The organism is Nonlabens agnitus, assembly GCF_002994045.1.
GTDB lineage: Bacteria > Bacteroidota > Bacteroidia > Flavobacteriales > Flavobacteriaceae > Nonlabens > Nonlabens agnitus.
Genome location: NZ_MQUC01000003.1, coordinates 67,168 through 83,954 on the forward strand (window position 1 = coordinate 67,168; position 16,787 = coordinate 83,954).

Below are 16,787 nucleotides of genomic sequence, written 5' to 3' on the forward strand. Positions count from 1 at the left end.
TAAACCAGTTGACATAAGGAGTATTTAGATAGTATACTTCAGGATCTGCAAAAACTATCTGCCTATTTTACCATAGAACCGATGTTAGGTCTCAATCGATCGGCTTAACACTGTACTCCATTTTTTGAATTTCTGGATCCAGATCATAGTCTTGTACATTTATCAGGGCTTCGCAAATAGGTACGTCAGTCTTTGCGGTATGGATTATTCTTATCAGATCTAAGCGAGTTTTTAATACTTGTGATGAGTGATACAGCACCTGTATTCAAATCCTTGCCGTCCATAATGGCAGCATTAATCTCGTGAGTTCCTTGAGCTGTAAAAACGCTGCCTTTTCCCGCGTTGAAAAGAGCTGAATCCTCCATACTTCTTACCGCAGCAGCTAATGCATCTACTGCCGTGCCGCCATTTTCAGGAATCGCAGTTCCCTGATCTAGGGCGATGCTTAGAGCCTGTTTGTATGCAGTCTCCTTTTCGGCAGTCATGTGCTGTTTAAGAAGCGTTCCCGCACCACCATGAATGGCAATCGTATAGCCTTTCATAGTTATGGAACTTACAGGAGTTGGTGATTCTTTGCAAAAAAAGATGTGGTAAAGACTTTGATTTTATGATCGCTTTTGTAGGGCTAGAACGTTCGTAACGCGTTGCCATATAGATGTGAAAAAGGTACCTATGCTATTGTCTTATGACACTGACTTTTCCTTTCTAAATTGAAGAGGTGACTTACCGGTTTGTTTTTTAAAAAATTTGGAAAAATGGCTGGGTTCTTTGTATCCCAACTCGTAGGCAATCTCCTCAGCCGTTTGATCTGAAAATTGGAGTAATCGTTTTGCCTCTAGAGTAATTCTATCGTTGATGATCTTAAGCGGAGAATGAATGTCGTGTTTTTTGAAAAAGTTGGAGAGTGTTTTGGGTGACTTGAACAACAAATCTGCATAGTCAACCACTTGATGATGTTGCTTGAAATGTTGCTCCACTAGAATGTTGAATTTCCTGATCAGGTCCACTTGTTTGATGGACATGTTTTGAATGTGTTCATCTTTTTTGATCAGTCGTGTACAGGTTATGAGTAGTCTTTTAAGTAAGGTGCGCAACATCTCACCTTGAATATGGTCCCTATTCTCAAACTCTTCTCGGAAGATCAAAAACATGGCTTCCATCGTGGTTTTTTCCTTATCGCCTAATTGGATTACTGGTGCACTGGAAGATCCATAAAACAGCAAGCCCATACAGGAAACCTCGTTATCATGATCTCTAATGCAGTAAAATTCTCGGTTAAAAAGAAATGCCTTTAATGAGTTGTCTTTTTCCTGGACTTCTATTTTATTATTGGGCGTGCAAAATAAAATTTGATTTTCTTGAAGTGTGATGTGATACCCATCAACGACGAGTGGCTGCTCACCGTGATGGCACCATACAATCTTATAAAGATCATCAAGATCTAGAAGGTCTAGCGATGACCTATTTTGAAAGCTGGTAAGTACGAAGAGACTGTCATCCTTATCGTCACGAAATTCATGTTTCATGTCCTAAAAGTAGCCAATTGTCAATCAAAAATAAAAGTCGGCTACGTGAGCTTTTTTATGGATTTAATACTGCGACCATCGATAACTCTAAATCCACGGGACTTAAGTTTTGCGGCAGCAATGGTGCTGCGACCACCCATAGCGCAGTAAACAACGATGGGTTTGTCTTTGTCCAATTGATCCATCTTTTCATCAAGAGATTGTAAAGGAATATTGACTGATTTTGAAATGTGTCCAGAATTATATTCTGAAGCAAATCGTACATCTAATAAAGTAGCTCCTTCTTGCAGGTATTTCTTGATTTGTGAAGTCTTGTTTTTTCTCAGTAAGTTAAACATGAGGTGTCTTGAAGCTTAAAAATGATTAGGGCAATTGCCTTATGGTATCTGTTTTTGTTTTGTCGAATCTTTGGATCAACATAACGTTTCACTTAAAAAATCTGTCAAAATGAAAATGATATTTCTTCTACTTACCATCGCCATTCTTACGATTTCTTGCCACAGCTATGGCGACCGTGTGGCCACTGGTGGTGTTGAGGTGTACTACAATGATCCAGAAATAAAGGAACAGGCCACACAATTTTCCATGCTTATGGACAGCCTAGAATATGGACAAGATGGAATGGTGAGTTTCCAATTGGTCAAAGATTCCATCATCAATGTCAATATGGTGACCCAAGATCAGTATTATACTGACAAGAGTATGGATTATGCTTTGAATGAGATAAGCTTGCTATTAAGTCAGGATATCTTTAAAGGTGAGCGAGTTCAATTACATTTAAGTGACAACACTTTCAATAGGGTTAGATCCCTGGGAGTTTATGGCAACGAGTAGGTCATGGGAATGTGGTCCTACACTATAGCTATCTTTTTAGCAGCACTCGCGGCAATTCTCATCGCGTGGATCTTTACTAAAAATAAAGACGATAAAACCAGATACTACGCGCTTGCCATTCCTTGTATGATATGTGCGGTTTGGGCACTGGTTTTTTGCTGGACCTGGTTCTATTATTTCAATATTTTTCTGGCATTACCGGCACTATTGATCTCCGTCATCTTGTTCTATTTTGTTAGAAAACTAGGTTCTAAAGAACGACTGACTAAGATCATTCTCTGGAATTATGCGCTTCTGTTGCTATTGACAGTGACTTCTGCCATTTTCTTTGAGGTGTTTCACTGGTAATATTTAGTTCGCTTTCCTGCCTGCCGGCAGGCACGGCGCGAAAGTGTTACACTCCACATACTTCATTTCTCCCATTAATCTTTTAAATCAACTCTCATGAAATCATTGATGATCCTCTTTTTACTCTTCTTGGGCCTGTCGATTCAAGCGCAAGACAAATCTGTGGCGCCTGTAAATCCAGTTGCGCTCAAATATAAAGCCACGCATCATGGCTATTTGGGTCCCGTGAAAACCGTAGACCAATTTGAATTTGACCGTCAAGGCCGGCTGGTCACTGAGACCGGAGACAGTCCCAAAACATTCAAATATCTCAAGGATGCCATCCTTGTGGAACAATTTGGACAAGTCTTTACCTACAAACTCAATGAAAAGAATCAAATTACAGGCTACACCGTTGCCAGCAGTGACGATACTGGCAGTTATACCTATGATGACAACGGTAATCTAATTGAGGAAATCACTACCAGCGATGGTGACATAAGCCGATTGACCTACACCTATGACGATCAAAATCGGTTGATCTCTACGACCGACTGGCAAGATGATCAGGCTTACACTACCAACTATTCCTATAATGGTACGCCCGAAAACCTGATGATACGCCAGACTAGGGAATTTGATAGAACCGCAACGGTAGACTTTGTTTACAACAATGGCGTGATGGTCAATTACATTTTTATGGGCGCCGATAATTATGAAGACGTGGTTCTGGACGATTATGGCAATATTATCAGCTTCTACAGCCCAGCCTACGATACTACCCAAGAATACGTCATCACATATTATCAATGATGACTGTGAACACCAGATTGATGAATCAGAAGGAGCGACGTAGCTTAAGACGCAAGTTGATGGGTTATCTCTTACTATTGCCGGTGCTGCTGTTGTTTTACGCGCTCGCCTATTATTTTGAAAACTTGCCCCAACTATTTAGGCTGGCTGCATTTGCCATTCCTACCATCGCATTTCTCATGTTTGCTGGTCTTGCATACAAACAGTGGAAAGACCTAGCCCATGGTGAGGTACGACTGCTCAAAGGCGCCGTGACTGATAAAGTCAATTATTCCACCTATAGCAATACTGGAAAGCATAGTAGCAAGTCAAAATATATTGTGATGAACAATGCCAAATATTATTTGGGCGACAAGCACTTCCATCAGTTACATAAGGGACAAATTATTGAGTTAGGTATAGGTTTTCATAGCAATACGGTACTTTCCATAAATGGCAGGTGAATTTTAGGGCAGTTGCCCTATGGCATCATACTCTTGATAGCTGCAATTTTAACGCATCATAATTCTAACCATCAATAAGATTATAATGATTAAAAAACCATACATCAGTCTATTGCTTATCGCCACGTTCGTTCTTGTCTCATGCAACTCGGCAACCAGTCAAACAGAAAATGATTTGGCGGTAATGAATGCACCTGCCGGTACAACAGAACTGGTCGAGAAAACCATGATCTATAAATATGCGAGTGACGAGCTCAAGCTTAAAAGTACCTCGACATTTACCTTTAATGATGAAGGCAAATTTCTGACCCACAAACAAGTGTTTCCTGAAGGGCAAACCATTTCCCAAAACTATACCTATGACGATCAAGGCAGACTGAGCAAGATCGTGGATCGCAATTCTAATTACGATCAGGAAATCATCAAGACCTATTCCTATGAAGGTACAAATCCGTTAGTGATCAAGGTGACGGTAGAAAACGGTCAGAACTATGTTCCCAAAATCGTCCAACATTTTGAGGGCGATAATAAAACTGTGGAAGAGATCTACAATAATGATAACGTCTTGCGCGAGCGCACAGAATTTGGCGACGATATGCAGACTATTACCTACTATACCAACGACAGTAAGCTTAGTTCCAAACGCGTCAAGCAATTCAAAAACGGCGTTGAGGTCAAGTCCACAACGTATGATGCAGGCGGTAATCATACCAGAGGTGTTGAATATGAGCTGGACAAGAACGGTAACCAGATAAGATCCTGGATGCTGGATCAAGATATGAACCGTGACAGGGAAAGTTACGGCTACTATTACACCTACGACAACGATGCTTGGGTGCTGCGTGTGTCGCGCGAGATACGCGATTATGGATCTGGAATGGTTGCAAATCTTGCCGTGAGAGAAATCAAGGGCGAGACAAATGCCTCCATTTCAGAGGATGAGGTCATCAAAGAGTTGAAGAAAATTAAAATAGACTAAGGATGAAAAAGATAGCAGCGATGTTGATGGTTTTCGCTTTCGCGAAAGCGAACTCCCTACAAGCACAACACATCATACTCAATGATTTTAAAATGCCGTTCAAACCTGTGGAGGTTTCCTGGGAACACTACGATGTAAAAGCACCCGTAAAGCAAATTGAGATTGCGGTTTATGAAAGAGATAAAGCGGAAAAAGTGGTACCGCTGGAATTTAAGGGATACGTTTTTAACGATGATGGCACGATCAAACAGTATGTGGATCAAAACCAATTTATCCAGAAAGGCGTTGAGTACAACTATAAAAATGGCAAGCTGGCAGGCGAGATGTCCGGTTCCAATTATAGTGCTGATAAGATTGACTATCTCGTCAACAATGATGGGCAGATCAAGGCGATTGGCACCGCTCATTTTATGTATGAAAACAGTAGGTTGAGCCAGACGTATTACCCACAACAAAGTGATAAAAAGGATTATTATAGGTATTACGGTCCCGTGACTACGATTGAATCGACGCCGTCCAAGGATTATTTTGTTTTTTACAAGGATCAGATCCTTTTTAAAAATGAGGACGATAGCCCGTATGTAGAGGCTTATTTATATCCGTTTGATGGGACCAGTAAATTTTTCGACTTGGATAAAGCAGGCTCTAATGTTCGAAAACTTAGAGATCTGGCGGTAAGTGATGTGGCGGCTTATAACAAGTTCATCAGTTCCCAACTCACTGAATCTGACAGGAAGGCACCGCTGTCTGTTTCAAAAACTAACAAAAAAGGCGACTGGACCGCAGCGATTTACAAACCTCAGCATGATCCATCGGTGCATAAATATTATTTCCGTAAGATTACTTATGCAGATGGAACCGTGAGTGGTGATGTGGTAGTGGATGAAGCTTTTATCAAGCAAAACTCTAAACAGCGTCCGTAATTTTTCAAGCAACCTCTTAAATTTTCAATATATGAAAGTAGCTCTAGCCAGTTTGTTCTTTCTTTTTATAGGATGGACCAGTATCGCTCAGGAAAAACTCCAACTAAGTGAGTATGATTTTCCAGAGAATACCATAAGTGTAAGTGAACGTCAGTACGATTTCCAGAACTACAATAAAAGCTGGAAGGCCGGCAGGACCGTTAGCTATAAATTTGATAAAGGTAATTTGATCTACCAACGTACAGCCTATGGAGTAGGTGGTGGTAGCGATTCCTATGAACTCTCTTATAACGATAAAAACCAAATGGTACATAGAACTCACTATCGTACCGGTTCAAAGACAGATGGTAAATATGAGTATGACTATGTCTATACAGGTATCAATCCAGTCACTATAACTGAGGCAGCCACTCATAGCCGATCTTACGCGCCTAAAACGGTTATTTCCTATAATGCAAAAGGAGAGAAAAGCCAGGAAGATTCCTATAACGGCAATGATAAGTTGACGGCAAGAACTTCCTATTTTCCAGACCAGACCATTCAAGTCGTGTATGATGGTGACCGACTGTGGCAAAAAAGAGTCACTAAATTCAAAAAAGGCAAAACGGAAGAATACACGGTTTTTGACAAAGATGACCAGGTCATCTCCCAAGAAACCTTCAAATACAAAAAGGGAAACTTGATAAGCAAAACCACTGTGAAAAAGGATGGTTCCACCAACACTAGAACCTATACCTATAAGATGATCAACGGCTTTGAAGTCGCCCGTATCGAGATCTATGAAGGATATGACAAAAAGCCTAGAGTTGAAGGTTTTATCACTGAATATAGCCTCGAAGATGATCAAAAAATAGGCATCACTACTGGTAAGGAAACAGCAACTCTAGACGAGTTACTCACAGACGCCAAAAAGCAATACGGCCTCAAGAAATTTGATGAATAGCGCCTCTCAATTACTGGTAACCACCTGCAGTATTGCCGGCGCTATTCTCGTGATCTCCATCATAGCATCTCAAGTTCTTTTTAAAAATAGAACCCATCAAAATAATGCACTCGCGATACCTTCACTTGTCTTGGCGATGTTTGCCTTACTTATGGGTTGGTACTGGTTCTATTATGTAAATTTATTTTTCACGTTACCTTTTTGTGGTCTCGGTAGCGCTCAACTTGATGTTGTGGAGACGTGAGCCGCAGCATCGCTGTATCAAGAGCATCGCCATTATTCAAATTTCGGCGGTGGTACTGGCGCTGGTGATGGCCATTTGGTTCTCGTTAGAGCGATCTTGAAATCGTCTTTACGTCAATTGCCCTATTTCAGCGATGGTTGATTTAGGGCAATTTTGGTTCAAAGATCCTACTCATGAAACAAGTTTTACTGATTTTAATGGTATTCGCTTTCGCGAAAGCGGACTTTCTACAAGCGCAAGTGCATATTGACATGGTCAACGCTCCCATGAATCCCGTGGGAAAATACTACACTGAATTACCGGCCAGAAATGTCAAGGGCTCTGTTTATAGTGTGGAATACACAAGGTATTCTAGAGATGGCAAGCTGGAATATCAACCCAGTGATTATAGCTTACAGGAAGCCATCACTTACAAAAAGCCTTTCATAGAAATGAAAAACGGCTTGATCACCGTAGAGAAGCCTAGTTATTCAGACTCACCGAGCTACTACGCCTATGATGGTCATAAATGCCTGACTCGTGAAGAGAATGATTTCTGGATCCACAGCTATAGCTATGATTCCCGTAAGAGGTTGATGGAAACCAGTAGTTATAGGAAAGAGGATAAAACCACTAAAACCACAAAGTATACCTATGAACTTAAAGGTGATATGTTGTGGGTGACAAGTACGAACACTAATAGCGATGGCACCACGTATTTTGGTACCACAAAGTTCAAGGACGGTCTCAAAATGGAACTGTCCTGGGGTAGTGATCCACCTATAAAATATGAGTACACGTTTGACCACAAGGGTAATTGGATCACTCAAAAAGTCATCAATCCGCGATATACCACAACTATTACCGGTCGCAGCATTGTCTATTATGACGATGTGGACAAGATCGTTCAAGACCGCAAGCTCAAATGGGAAAAACTACCCTTTGTAGAAGGCAGCAAAGTAGTGATCCCTTATGTCATGTTACATGGTCGCCCGGTAAGTAAACAGTGGATGGGTGGAAGATCCATCAACAACGGCGCCCTGTTCTACATTGACGTAGGACAGCATTATTATCTGGGTGACGGTGGTTATGTATCAAACGAAGATTTAGGAGTTAAAGGAATCGCGCCAGAAGTAGCAGCAGGAAGCCCATACGTTATGGAACATCACGACGGATATATTAATTTCTACGATAAGGGTTTATCATTGAAAAATTTCAAGAGCCATTATTATGGCAACAGCTATTATGTGTTAGATAGCACGCTGCAAAGACATTACATAGTTCCCGATTATAAATCTGAAAACGGATTTTATAACGCAGAGTTAAAAATAGGTGACTATATGGCTTATGGTCAGGATCCTCAAAAAAATGAATTTCAGATCATAGAGAATGGTGTCTTGGTGGAGGATTATTCCAACACCAGCTGGAAGACTATTGAAAACGGCGATTTTGTTTTTATGAAAGCGGGCAAGCCGGTTTATGTCCTCACTGGCAGCGCCGCCAATACAGAAAAGAAACTCTACTTGGGTAGAAAATACAACGGCGAGAAGCTTTTTGATTTTCAACCTAAAAAATCAGAGTCTGCTAGTAGTGTAGAGACTGTACCCTTTAATACAAATGCGACCATAGAGGTTAAGAAAAAAGGAGAAACCACCTTTCAATTTTACCAAAACGGGCTGCGTATTGAAAACCCCAAGTACTTCATAAAGGCCCAAGGCGATATGGACCTGTTGTTTGGTTATGGCCTGGAAGATTTTGTAATCTCAGATTACAAGAACATTGAAATGGATGGTGTTACAAATGCCAGACGTATAGCAAAGGAAAATGAGGTGATCGTGATGTATAAGGATGGAAAAGCCGCCTACTTTTATAACAACGGCGTCACCATCCCACCAGCGGATTATGCGGTGACCGTGGTACAACCAGGCCGCTGGTTGGTATATCTCAAAAAGCTCAACAAAACCATTTTTGTAGATATAGAAAATAAAAACAATAGCCGTTTTGGAGCGAGTTATACCTACTCAGCTAACGACTGGATTCACAAAAACGAAAAAGGAGTGAACCTTTTTTCAAACGGTGAATACATCAAGTTGGGTACCTTCAAATTTTATCTGGACAAAGCCGGCAACGCACATTTCTACATCAATGAAAAGCCAGCCTATTATCTGGCTAACTATTCTTCAAAAACTCTTGGAAACTATGCATTGGCAAAACACAAGGGTCAAACATTTAAGAAATAATCCAAGTCATGAAACAGCTTATCATTCTCGCAATCTGTCTTGTCTTTGCACAAGCAGGTTTTTGCCGCTCTTGTTGTGGTTCGAAAGTTTACCAAGAACCATCCTATGAAAAAGATGGCAACCTGCATCAAGTGTTGCCGCTCATCCATCAAGCAGATTATGGATTTGAGAAGAAAGTCACCAAAGCGGAAGCTGTTTATTATCAGGCAGATAGTACTGGCTATCAACCTACATCGCTCAAGGTGCTCATTTTTAATGAGCAAGGTCTTCTAGATAAAGAATACTTACGCATCATGGGCGATTATCCCAGTGAAACCTTGATGGATTATAAATATAAAGGCCAGCAGTTGGACAGTCTGGTCAAGACGGCTAGCGCGGCCAACTTCAATACCAATGTTGATTATGACCACGATGCCGCTGGTAGGCTCGTTAAGGAAACAGGCACAGGTGTGTATACCAATTATACCAAGACCTATCATTACGATACACAAAATAGGATAAGTTACATCCACACGGTCAACAAGACGGGTTTTGAGATCAAGACTGATTTTGAATATAAAAACGGCGAATTGTACTGTGTCACTCAGGTAGAAGGCGATTTCACTACCGATCAACTAAAGACCAAATATGTATTTTACGCAGGTGGCAAACCGCTTTTCTCTACCATGGAAGGTGAGAATAGAGCGGTCTATCACGAGTCTGACGTCAACCTTATGGGAATAGGCTTTGAGAGCGACAATTCCGTTGCTGAGGTTCAAAAACTACTGCAGCAACGCGCCAAAGATCCAGATGCCTTTGCTCGATGGATGCGTGAAACCTACCGCCAGCACGATAAACTCATGTACGCCTCAGAATCTCGTGACACGAGATTTCCTGACTGGACCAAGCGTTATGTGGTCACTAACGGTGATGGCAGGATGATTTTTAGAAAACTTTTTTATGCCGATGGTCAAGAAGTTGGTTCCACAGATTTTGACCTCATGTTCCAGATGCGCGTGGCGAGATAATCAACGATGATGGCTGCAACTCACATAGCGATGGCTGCTTTTGACCCGGCACAACTGGAATATTTACTGATGTTGGTACTTTTTCTGGTAGGCTCTGGTATAGCAGTTGGTCTGGAAATAGATCGCTTTCGCGAAAGCGAACTCAACCAAATTATAACCTCAAAGCTAGATACTGCCTATCTGGAAATACATCGTCTGCAACAACGTAATCATCTACAACAGCAACATCTCAAAGATTATTGCGGCTCGCTGCAACGATGGAACCAGACGGTTTCTGAAGACTCCAAAAGCCTACCCAAAATGTATCGCGATAGCTTTAAAATCGTGATAGAAAATGTGCGGATGTTTATACGATTATTTACATATCTTTCAAATAACTAACCAGTTAACCTTATGAAAATACGTTATGCCATTGTCGACGACAACTCGTTCTTGATTCATGCGACTAAAGAAAAGCTATCTTTTTTTGATGATTTTGATCTGCGTTTTACGGCGATTCACGGTAAGGACGTCCTAGAGAAACTGGAAAAGCACAGCCATATTGATTTGATCCTTATGGATATTGAAATGCCGGTAATGAATGGAGTAGAAGCTACCGCGCTGGTAAAAAGTAGGTATCCACATATCAAGATCATCATATTGACTGTGTTTGATAATGATGACCACATCTTCAACGCGATCCAGGCAGGTGCAGATGGCTACTTATTAAAAGAGGTCGATCCAGAATCCCTCAAAAACGGAATACTGGAAACGCTAGACGGTGGCGCGGCCATGACGCCATCCATCGCGATGAAGACCTTACGACTGCTGCGCAATCCCAAAAGCATAGAATATAAAGACGATAAGGAATACGATCTATCCACTAGAGAAACCGAAGTGCTCGAGCAACTCGCACAAGGATTGAGCTATACAAAGATTGCAGACAATTTGATCTTGTCACCCAGCACGGTGCGCAAGCATATTGAGAACATCTATAAAAAGCTGCAAGTACACTCAAAAATGGAAGCAGTAGAAAAAGCACGCAACAACAATCTGATCTAGCAAGGCACCACGGCAATCACTGAGGTTCCATTTTCAGGGCTTGAGGTCAAGTTGAAATCTGCTTCAATAGCGTCGGCGCGTTCTTTCATGTAGCGCATGCCGTTTCCAGACGCCACCTGTTCAGGGTCAAACCCTTTACCATCATCCTTGATCGTGACTTTGAAGGCATTCTTGCCATTGAGGTCTGCTTTTTCAAAATCAATGTGGATGGTATCGCTACCTGAATATTTGATGGAATTGTTGATCGCTTCCTGTATCAAACGGAAAATGTGCATGCCTTTTACAGAGTCAAAAGAATGCGCTTTATTGATTTCAGGATCAATATTGAGTAAAATTTGAGTCGTTGCAGATGCTTGATTTGCCGTATTGATGTGAGAAGTCAATCGCTCTTGAAGATCTTGGAAGGAGATCTCATCATGATTCATGGCCCAAATCGTATCTCGTAACTCGCCTATGGTCTTGCGGGTGAATTGACTTAAGTTTTCCAGTTTGTCATTTGCGGTTTCTGGTGCGACCTGTTTGGCATAGCGCAAACTGTCCATGCTGCTTATAAGAAATGTCAATTGGGATCCTATGTTATCATGCAGGTCCCGCGAAATACTAAGACGCTGTTCTTGCAGGCTGTTTTGTTTCTCGATTTCGGCTTGGGCTGCTTTTAATTTGCTTTCTTGTCGCAGTTGATTGTTCTTTAGCGTTTTTTGACGTATGATAAGCCAGCCTATGATCACGGCAAAGAACAGTCCCAATCCCAATAGAATAAGGTAAAGGTTGCGCTGCTTAGCTTCCAGTTCCTTCTGCAAAATAGCCGATTTCTGTTCTGCTAGTTCTCTATCTTTTTTCTCTGTTTGATATTTTTTATCGAGTTCAAAAATTATTTCCTTATTATTTTCCTCATCGTATTTTTCTCTTAATTCAACATACTTATCAATGTAAGCCCTTGCACTATCTGGTTCACGATTATAAGCAAAGGCTGAACTTAAAGATAGATATGAAGGAAATAAGCGATCTGAATCATTAGTTTCTTCATAAAACGCTATAGCATTTTTTAAAAGAGGTATCGCTTTCTGCGCCTCTTTGTTTTTAATGTAGATTTCTGCAATTCCTACTCTCGTAGTCATGGCTGCCTGAAGATTCCCATAAGACTCGTGAGCATCACCTGCTAATGTAAAATAGTCTGCCGCTTGTGACAGGTTTCCTTTATAATACTCGAGTATGGCAAGATTTTGTGTTACTGTAGCAATTCCTTGTTGATGATTTTCTTTTTTAGCAATTACATAAGCCTCTTTTAAAATACTTTTTGCTTTGTCAGGTTTTCCTGCTTCAATGAGCATGGATCCTTGATTGGCTCTAATCCGTAATTTCATATCCTCATCATTATCAGAATCGATAATCACTTGAGCTCGACGATAATAATTCTCAGCTTCAGAATAATTTTTCTGCTTTTTATGAATGACGCCAATATTCATAAGTGTTGCAGCAGCATTAGATTGGTATTCTGGATCGTTTTCAAAAAACTTTAGAGCCTTCAAATATTGCTCAATTGCCTTTTGTGGCTCAGACATTTCTTCATAAACCACTCCTATATCCGATTGGGTTCTAGCAACCCCATATGGATCTCCTTTTTCTTGAAAACTATCGAGAAGCTCCTCATAGATAACCAAAGCTTCTTCAAAGTCGTTTTTTGTTTTATAGATGTCGCCTTTAGATTTTAAAAAGCTTCTAATTAATATCTCATCAGCAATCCTATTAGAAATCTCTTCTGCTTGTTTTATAAAGTAGGTTGCAGAATCGATATTGGTAAATAAGTATTTATCTGCTAGTTCAATCTTTGCTTTGAACTTCAATTCATCTTTTGATAACTCAACGTTATTCTTATTTTTTTCTGTTTGTGCGTTAGCTAGAATACTGAAAAATAAAAATACAGTTAGCGCTAGTTGTTTCATATTCGGTAGGTTGGGTATACTAAATATAGTAAACCTACATAAATATCAAACTGAAAATATGTGATCAGGATGAAGATTATTCCGCTTTCGCGCCATGCCTTCCGGAAGGCAGAAAAGCTTATTAAATAACAACTTTACTGCAACAATTCATCAATCTCATGGATAAGCAACCACTGCTCTGGATAATGCTCCATGACCTGAAGCTTCATTTTTTCCAATACAGAAACGTTGATTTTATCGTCCTCTCGATAGGTTCTCAATTTGTGGTAGAGATCATGGATCGCCAGTTCACGTTTGGAATATTGAGGCTTGATAGTCTTGGTGTCGCTCTCCTGCCTGCCGGAAGGCACGGCGTGAAATATGAGATCAAAACTGTGATGATCTGCTGGGCCAGCAAAGGCACTTATAATTTCCTTACCTACGGCGAGATGTAGCATGCCGTCGCTGGGCGCAAATAGAATCTCATCCTTATAGGTCACGGTACAATCTGTAAACTGGATCAAGATCAATTTACCGTGAATATTACGCATACCGGTGACATTCAAGCCTTCTACACGTATACCACTCTCATAGGTAAATTCAATGCGCTCGTTGTCGTAAAAGTTGTATGCCTGTAGGTCACGCGGTCCCATATCTTCTATGGCAAGGTTGATTCCCTTGAGTTTCCCTATAGGTGACAAGAATCCGTTTTTATGGGTCGCTGTTCCATGACCTATCAATTCCTTATCGCGATAGGCGAGTGCTGTTTTTCCTTGGGTTGCAAAAAAGATGACCTCGTTATCTTCATTCTTGATCATCCTTTTAAAAACTCCTGAAACCTGCAAGCCAGTGCTTAGTTCAATAGTTCCCAGTGACTTGGAGTCTATCAGTTTTTGCAGGCCTCGATAGCCACCTCTACGCACTGCCATGGTATTGGCAAATTCTTCCAGCACTTCGCTCAAGTGAGCAAAGTCTGGTGTCACATAAAGATGTGGTTGTTTGCGCGTGATATCAAAATCCTGGTAGGCAGCATCAATGGTATAAGGACGTTTCTCGACTTCAGGATCCAGACAGCTTTTACTTTCTCCTATGCTGGAAAGCAGACCAGCACCATAAAGTTTAGGGTTGTCGAGCGTTCCCACAAGTCCATATTCCACGGTCCACCAGTGCAGATTCCTAATCAATGCCATTTCGCTGGGCGCTACTTTTTTATTTTGGAGTTCAACGATGCGAGCTTCGGCATGGTCTATTTTTTCCTGTAGTTCTTGGTTTTCTTGATCAGAGCGTATCTCTTTTAAAATTGACAACTCTCTTACAGCCTCATAAACATCATGATCATGTGCGCTAGAAATAGCCTTGCTGCCTATCTCGCCAAAACGTCTTAAATATTCTGCATAATCAGGACTGGCTATAATAGGTGCGTGTCCTGCGGCTTCATGAATAATATCTGGTGCTGGCGTGTATTCGATATTTTCAAACTGACGTATATCTGCCGCAATTACTAGAATTTTATACGCCTGGAATTCCATGAATGCCGCTGGCGGAATGAAACCATCCACTGCAACGGCTGCCCAACCTATATCCTTAAGGATGCGGTTCATACCGTACATGGATGGAATTTCATCGATGGAAATTCCTGTTTTTTTCAAGCCATTGAGATAAGAACCGTGTGCTACCTGCGATAAATATTCCACATTTTTATGCATCACGTGTCTCCATACTGCCTGATCTTGAGCAGTATACAATTCATAATTTTGCGGCTTGATAAATTGCTTGAGATGCGGCGGCAGCCTATCTATCAAGGGATTTGTAACAATTTTTTCGCTAGAGTTCTTCATAGGATCAAAGCTAAATTAAAATCTGATTAAGCCATACCTTTGTGGCCATGACTACTCGTAAAAAACAGATCGTGCGCACAGCTGCGCAACTTTTTAAGCAACGAGGTTATAGCGCCGTTACCATGCGAGATCTTGCGGCGGCCATGGATATTAAGGCGGCAAGTCTCTACAACCATATTTCGGGTAAGCAGGAAATCCTGGAGCAGTTGATTCTAGAGGTGGCTCGTAAATTCACGGCTGGAATGGATGCGGTGAAGAAAAATGATGGTACCGCTTTCGCGAAAGCGGAACAACTCATAGCTCTACACATCAAAATAGCAGTGGAAAACACCGATGCTCTCGCGGTCTTGAATACCGACTGGATGCACCTAGAAGGAGCTGCCTATGAAGAATACATCGCATCGCGCAAGAAATACGAACTGGATTTTAAGCAGATACTCAAAGAAGGCATCGCCAGCGGCGAGTTCAAAAACCTGAGTGTGGAAACCATACTATTCAATCTGTTGAGCACTTTACGATCCATCTACTTATGGATACCAAAAAAATCAGCTACCGAAGTAGCTGACCTTAAAAAGGAATTACCCAATATTTTGTTGACGGGACTTAGAGCCTAGCTGGCTTTCTGCTCTTCCAGCGTTGGATAATCTGTATATCCTTCACGGCCTTGGGAATAAAACGTGTTTTGGTCCCATTCTGTAGTTTCTGCTTTCAATTCAAACCTGTGTGCCAGATCTGGATTAGAGATAAACAATTTACCGTAAGCAACTAGGTCTGCATGACCATCTGCAATGACCTTATTTCCCGACTCGCGATCAAATTCACTATTGATCATCAAGTTACCTTTGTAAATAGGTCTAAAGTGTTTGGCAATGTCTGTTTCTAGAAAGTGGACGTCGCTCACATCTGTAAATGGTTCTGACAAGTGGACATAGGCAAGATCAAAGTTGTTTAAGCGGTCGATCAAATATTCAAAAAACGGAATCGTATCTGGAGTTCCTTCAATTCCAAATACACCATGTAAGGATGGATTCAAACGACAACCTATGCGGTTTTCTGGCCAGCTTTCTTTAACGGCTTCAAGCACTTCAAAGAAAAAACGTGCCCGATTTTCATTGGTACCGCCGTACTCATCTGTACGTACGTTGGATTTATTGTTGAAGAACTGGTGGATCAAGTAACCATTAGAACTGTGAATCTCTACACCATCAAAGCCAGCTTTTTTAGCATTTGCTGCTGCGTGTCTAAACTCGCCTACGGTTTGTTGGATTTCTTCCTTGCTCATCGCATGTGGCGTAACGGTTTGTTTTTTCTCACCTTTGGCGTTGCGCAGTTCCGTATTTGGATTCACGGCACTAGGTGCCCATGGCAATTGTCCGTCATGGTAATCTGGCAATGAGGTACGGCCTACATGCCACAGCTGTAAAAAGATTTTCCCATCTGCATCGTGAACACTTTTGACAACTTTTTTCCAGCCTTCTACTTGGGCATCATTAAAAATACCTGCAACAAAAGGATAACCTCTTGCTTTTTCTGATACCTCGCTGCCTTCTGTAATGATCAATCCTGCACCAGCACGTTGTGTGTAGTAATCGACGTGTTTTTGTTCTGGAGCTTGATGCTCGTTAGTAGCACGACATCTGGTCATGGGTGCCATCACCACACGGTTTTTCAATTCTACGGCTCCAATTTTTATAGGTTCTAATAATTCTTGTTTATCGCTCATTTTTC

The 16,787-nt window shown here is 41.2% G+C and carries 19 protein-coding genes; 13 read left to right on the forward strand and 6 right to left on the reverse strand.

Translation table 11 applies throughout. From position 1 onward, the window contains the following. Positions 1–185: 185 nt before the first annotated feature. From BST86_RS00425 to BST86_RS00435, 3 genes are all read right to left on the reverse strand, one after another. The gene (locus BST86_RS00425) at positions 186–542 is read right to left on the reverse strand and encodes an isoaspartyl peptidase/L-asparaginase (RefSeq protein WP_105981547.1); all 357 of its coding nucleotides are present in this window, start codon (positions 540–542) and stop codon (positions 186–188) included. A 141-nt stretch (positions 543–683) separates the two neighbouring features. Further along, positions 684–1,526, reverse strand: coding sequence for a helix-turn-helix domain-containing protein (locus tag BST86_RS00430; protein ID WP_105981548.1), 843 nt, complete (start codon positions 1,524–1,526; stop codon positions 684–686). A gap of 41 nt (positions 1,527–1,567) precedes the next feature. Beyond that, positions 1,568–1,864 carry a rhodanese-like domain-containing protein gene (locus BST86_RS00435; RefSeq protein WP_105981549.1) on the reverse strand — a complete coding sequence of 99 codons (297 nt, stop codon included), beginning with the start codon at positions 1,862–1,864 and terminating at the stop codon, positions 1,568–1,570. Positions 1,865–1,973: 109 nt separating this feature from the next. Between BST86_RS00435 and BST86_RS00440 the strand changes: the two genes are divergently transcribed. The 12 genes from BST86_RS00440 (at position 1,974) to BST86_RS00495 (ending at position 11,299) form a co-directional block, all read left to right on the forward strand. Beyond that, entirely contained in the window at positions 1,974–2,360 is a 387-nt protein-coding gene (locus tag BST86_RS00440) for a hypothetical protein (protein ID WP_105981550.1), read from the forward strand. Between the two features lie 3 nt (positions 2,361–2,363). After that, the gene (locus BST86_RS00445) at positions 2,364–2,708 is read left to right on the forward strand and encodes a hypothetical protein (RefSeq protein ID WP_146126676.1); all 345 of its coding nucleotides are present in this window, start codon (positions 2,364–2,366) and stop codon (positions 2,706–2,708) included. A gap of 96 nt (positions 2,709–2,804) precedes the next feature. Then, the gene (locus BST86_RS00450) at positions 2,805–3,500 is read left to right on the forward strand and encodes a hypothetical protein (RefSeq protein ID WP_105981552.1); all 696 of its coding nucleotides are present in this window, start codon (positions 2,805–2,807) and stop codon (positions 3,498–3,500) included. After that, positions 3,497–3,943: a hypothetical protein gene (locus BST86_RS00455; protein WP_146126677.1), complete on the forward strand. Its 447-nt coding sequence runs from the start codon at positions 3,497–3,499 to the stop codon at positions 3,941–3,943. Before BST86_RS00450 ends, BST86_RS00455 begins: the two co-directional genes overlap by 4 nt. An 85-nt stretch (positions 3,944–4,028) precedes the next feature. Next, positions 4,029–4,922, forward strand: coding sequence for a hypothetical protein (locus BST86_RS00460; protein WP_105981554.1), 894 nt, complete (start codon positions 4,029–4,031; stop codon positions 4,920–4,922). A gap of 2 nt (positions 4,923–4,924) precedes the next feature. Further along, a complete protein-coding gene (locus BST86_RS00465; protein ID WP_105981555.1) occupies positions 4,925–5,845 on the forward strand; it encodes a hypothetical protein in 921 nt (306 codons plus the stop codon). A gap of 31 nt (positions 5,846–5,876) precedes the next feature. Beyond that, a complete protein-coding gene (locus BST86_RS00470; RefSeq protein WP_105981556.1) occupies positions 5,877–6,788 on the forward strand; it encodes a hypothetical protein in 912 nt (303 codons plus the stop codon). Beyond that, positions 6,781–7,032, forward strand: a complete 252-nt coding sequence (locus BST86_RS00475; protein WP_105981557.1) for a hypothetical protein — start codon at positions 6,781–6,783, stop codon at positions 7,030–7,032. Before BST86_RS00470 ends, BST86_RS00475 begins: the two co-directional genes overlap by 8 nt. 173 nt (positions 7,033–7,205) lie before the next feature. Then, positions 7,206–9,251, forward strand: coding sequence for a hypothetical protein (locus BST86_RS00480; protein WP_105981558.1), 2,046 nt, complete (start codon positions 7,206–7,208; stop codon positions 9,249–9,251). An 8-nt stretch (positions 9,252–9,259) separates the two neighbouring features. Next, positions 9,260–10,258, forward strand: coding sequence for a hypothetical protein (locus BST86_RS00485; RefSeq protein ID WP_105981559.1), 999 nt, complete (start codon positions 9,260–9,262; stop codon positions 10,256–10,258). Positions 10,259–10,264: 6 nt separating this feature from the next. Beyond that, positions 10,265–10,639: a hypothetical protein gene (locus tag BST86_RS00490; protein WP_172443286.1), complete on the forward strand. Its 375-nt coding sequence runs from the start codon at positions 10,265–10,267 to the stop codon at positions 10,637–10,639. 12 nt (positions 10,640–10,651) lie between these two features. Next, the gene (locus tag BST86_RS00495; protein ID WP_105981561.1) at positions 10,652–11,299 is read left to right on the forward strand and encodes a response regulator; all 648 of its coding nucleotides are present in this window, start codon (positions 10,652–10,654) and stop codon (positions 11,297–11,299) included. Here BST86_RS00495 and BST86_RS00500 read toward each other — a convergent pair. Next, positions 11,296–13,242, reverse strand: coding sequence for a tetratricopeptide repeat-containing sensor histidine kinase (locus tag BST86_RS00500; protein ID WP_105981562.1), 1,947 nt, complete (start codon positions 13,240–13,242; stop codon positions 11,296–11,298). The two genes, BST86_RS00495 and BST86_RS00500, sit on opposite strands and share 4 nt — an antisense overlap. Before the next feature lie 134 nt (positions 13,243–13,376). Next, positions 13,377–15,059 carry an aromatic amino acid hydroxylase gene (locus BST86_RS00505; protein ID WP_105981563.1) on the reverse strand — a complete coding sequence of 561 codons (1,683 nt, stop codon included), beginning with the start codon at positions 15,057–15,059 and terminating at the stop codon, positions 13,377–13,379. Positions 15,060–15,106: 47 nt separating this feature from the next. On the opposite strand from BST86_RS00505, the gene BST86_RS00510 reads away from it, so the two are divergent. Further along, positions 15,107–15,673 (forward strand): TetR/AcrR family transcriptional regulator, encoded by a 567-nt coding sequence (locus tag BST86_RS00510; protein ID WP_105981564.1) that lies wholly within the window; start codon positions 15,107–15,109, stop codon positions 15,671–15,673. Here the strand turns inward: BST86_RS00510 and BST86_RS00515 are convergent. Then, positions 15,670–16,782, reverse strand: a complete 1,113-nt coding sequence (locus tag BST86_RS00515; protein ID WP_105981565.1) for an alkene reductase — start codon at positions 16,780–16,782, stop codon at positions 15,670–15,672. The two genes, BST86_RS00510 and BST86_RS00515, sit on opposite strands and share 4 nt — an antisense overlap. Between the last annotated feature and the right edge of the window lie 5 nt (positions 16,783–16,787).

Bases quoted from the DNA above. Each gene is read 5' to 3' on its own strand.
- BST86_RS00500 (WP_105981562.1), bottom strand. From the start codon at position 13,242: ATGAAACAACTAGCGCTAACTGTATTTTTATTTTTCAGTATTCTAGCT.
- BST86_RS00480 (WP_105981558.1), top strand. From the start codon at position 7,206: ATGAAACAAGTTTTACTGATTTTAATGGTATTCGCTTTCGCGAAAGCG.
- BST86_RS00510 (WP_105981564.1), top strand. From the start codon at position 15,107: ATGACTACTCGTAAAAAACAGATCGTGCGCACAGCTGCGCAACTTTTT.
- BST86_RS00465 (WP_105981555.1), top strand. From the start codon at position 4,925: ATGAAAAAGATAGCAGCGATGTTGATGGTTTTCGCTTTCGCGAAAGCG.
- BST86_RS00440 (WP_105981550.1), top strand. From the start codon at position 1,974: ATGAAAATGATATTTCTTCTACTTACCATCGCCATTCTTACGATTTCT.
- BST86_RS00485 (WP_105981559.1), top strand. From the start codon at position 9,260: ATGAAACAGCTTATCATTCTCGCAATCTGTCTTGTCTTTGCACAAGCA.
- BST86_RS00515 (WP_105981565.1), bottom strand. From the start codon at position 16,782: ATGAGCGATAAACAAGAATTATTAGAACCTATAAAAATTGGAGCCGTA.
- BST86_RS00435 (WP_105981549.1), bottom strand. From the start codon at position 1,864: ATGTTTAACTTACTGAGAAAAAACAAGACTTCACAAATCAAGAAATAC.
- BST86_RS00460 (WP_105981554.1), top strand. From the start codon at position 4,029: ATGATTAAAAAACCATACATCAGTCTATTGCTTATCGCCACGTTCGTT.
- BST86_RS00495 (WP_105981561.1), top strand. From the start codon at position 10,652: ATGAAAATACGTTATGCCATTGTCGACGACAACTCGTTCTTGATTCAT.
- BST86_RS00475 (WP_105981557.1), top strand. From the start codon at position 6,781: ATGAATAGCGCCTCTCAATTACTGGTAACCACCTGCAGTATTGCCGGC.
- BST86_RS00505 (WP_105981563.1), bottom strand. From the start codon at position 15,059: ATGAAGAACTCTAGCGAAAAAATTGTTACAAATCCCTTGATAGATAGG.
- BST86_RS00425 (WP_105981547.1), bottom strand. From the start codon at position 542: ATGAAAGGCTATACGATTGCCATTCATGGTGGTGCGGGAACGCTTCTT.
- BST86_RS00450 (WP_105981552.1), top strand. From the start codon at position 2,805: ATGAAATCATTGATGATCCTCTTTTTACTCTTCTTGGGCCTGTCGATT.
- BST86_RS00445 (WP_146126676.1), top strand. From the start codon at position 2,364: ATGGGAATGTGGTCCTACACTATAGCTATCTTTTTAGCAGCACTCGCG.
- BST86_RS00470 (WP_105981556.1), top strand. From the start codon at position 5,877: ATGAAAGTAGCTCTAGCCAGTTTGTTCTTTCTTTTTATAGGATGGACC.
- BST86_RS00490 (WP_172443286.1), top strand. From the start codon at position 10,265: ATGATGGCTGCAACTCACATAGCGATGGCTGCTTTTGACCCGGCACAA.
- BST86_RS00430 (WP_105981548.1), bottom strand. From the start codon at position 1,526: ATGAAACATGAATTTCGTGACGATAAGGATGACAGTCTCTTCGTACTT.
- BST86_RS00455 (WP_146126677.1), top strand. From the start codon at position 3,497: ATGATGACTGTGAACACCAGATTGATGAATCAGAAGGAGCGACGTAGC.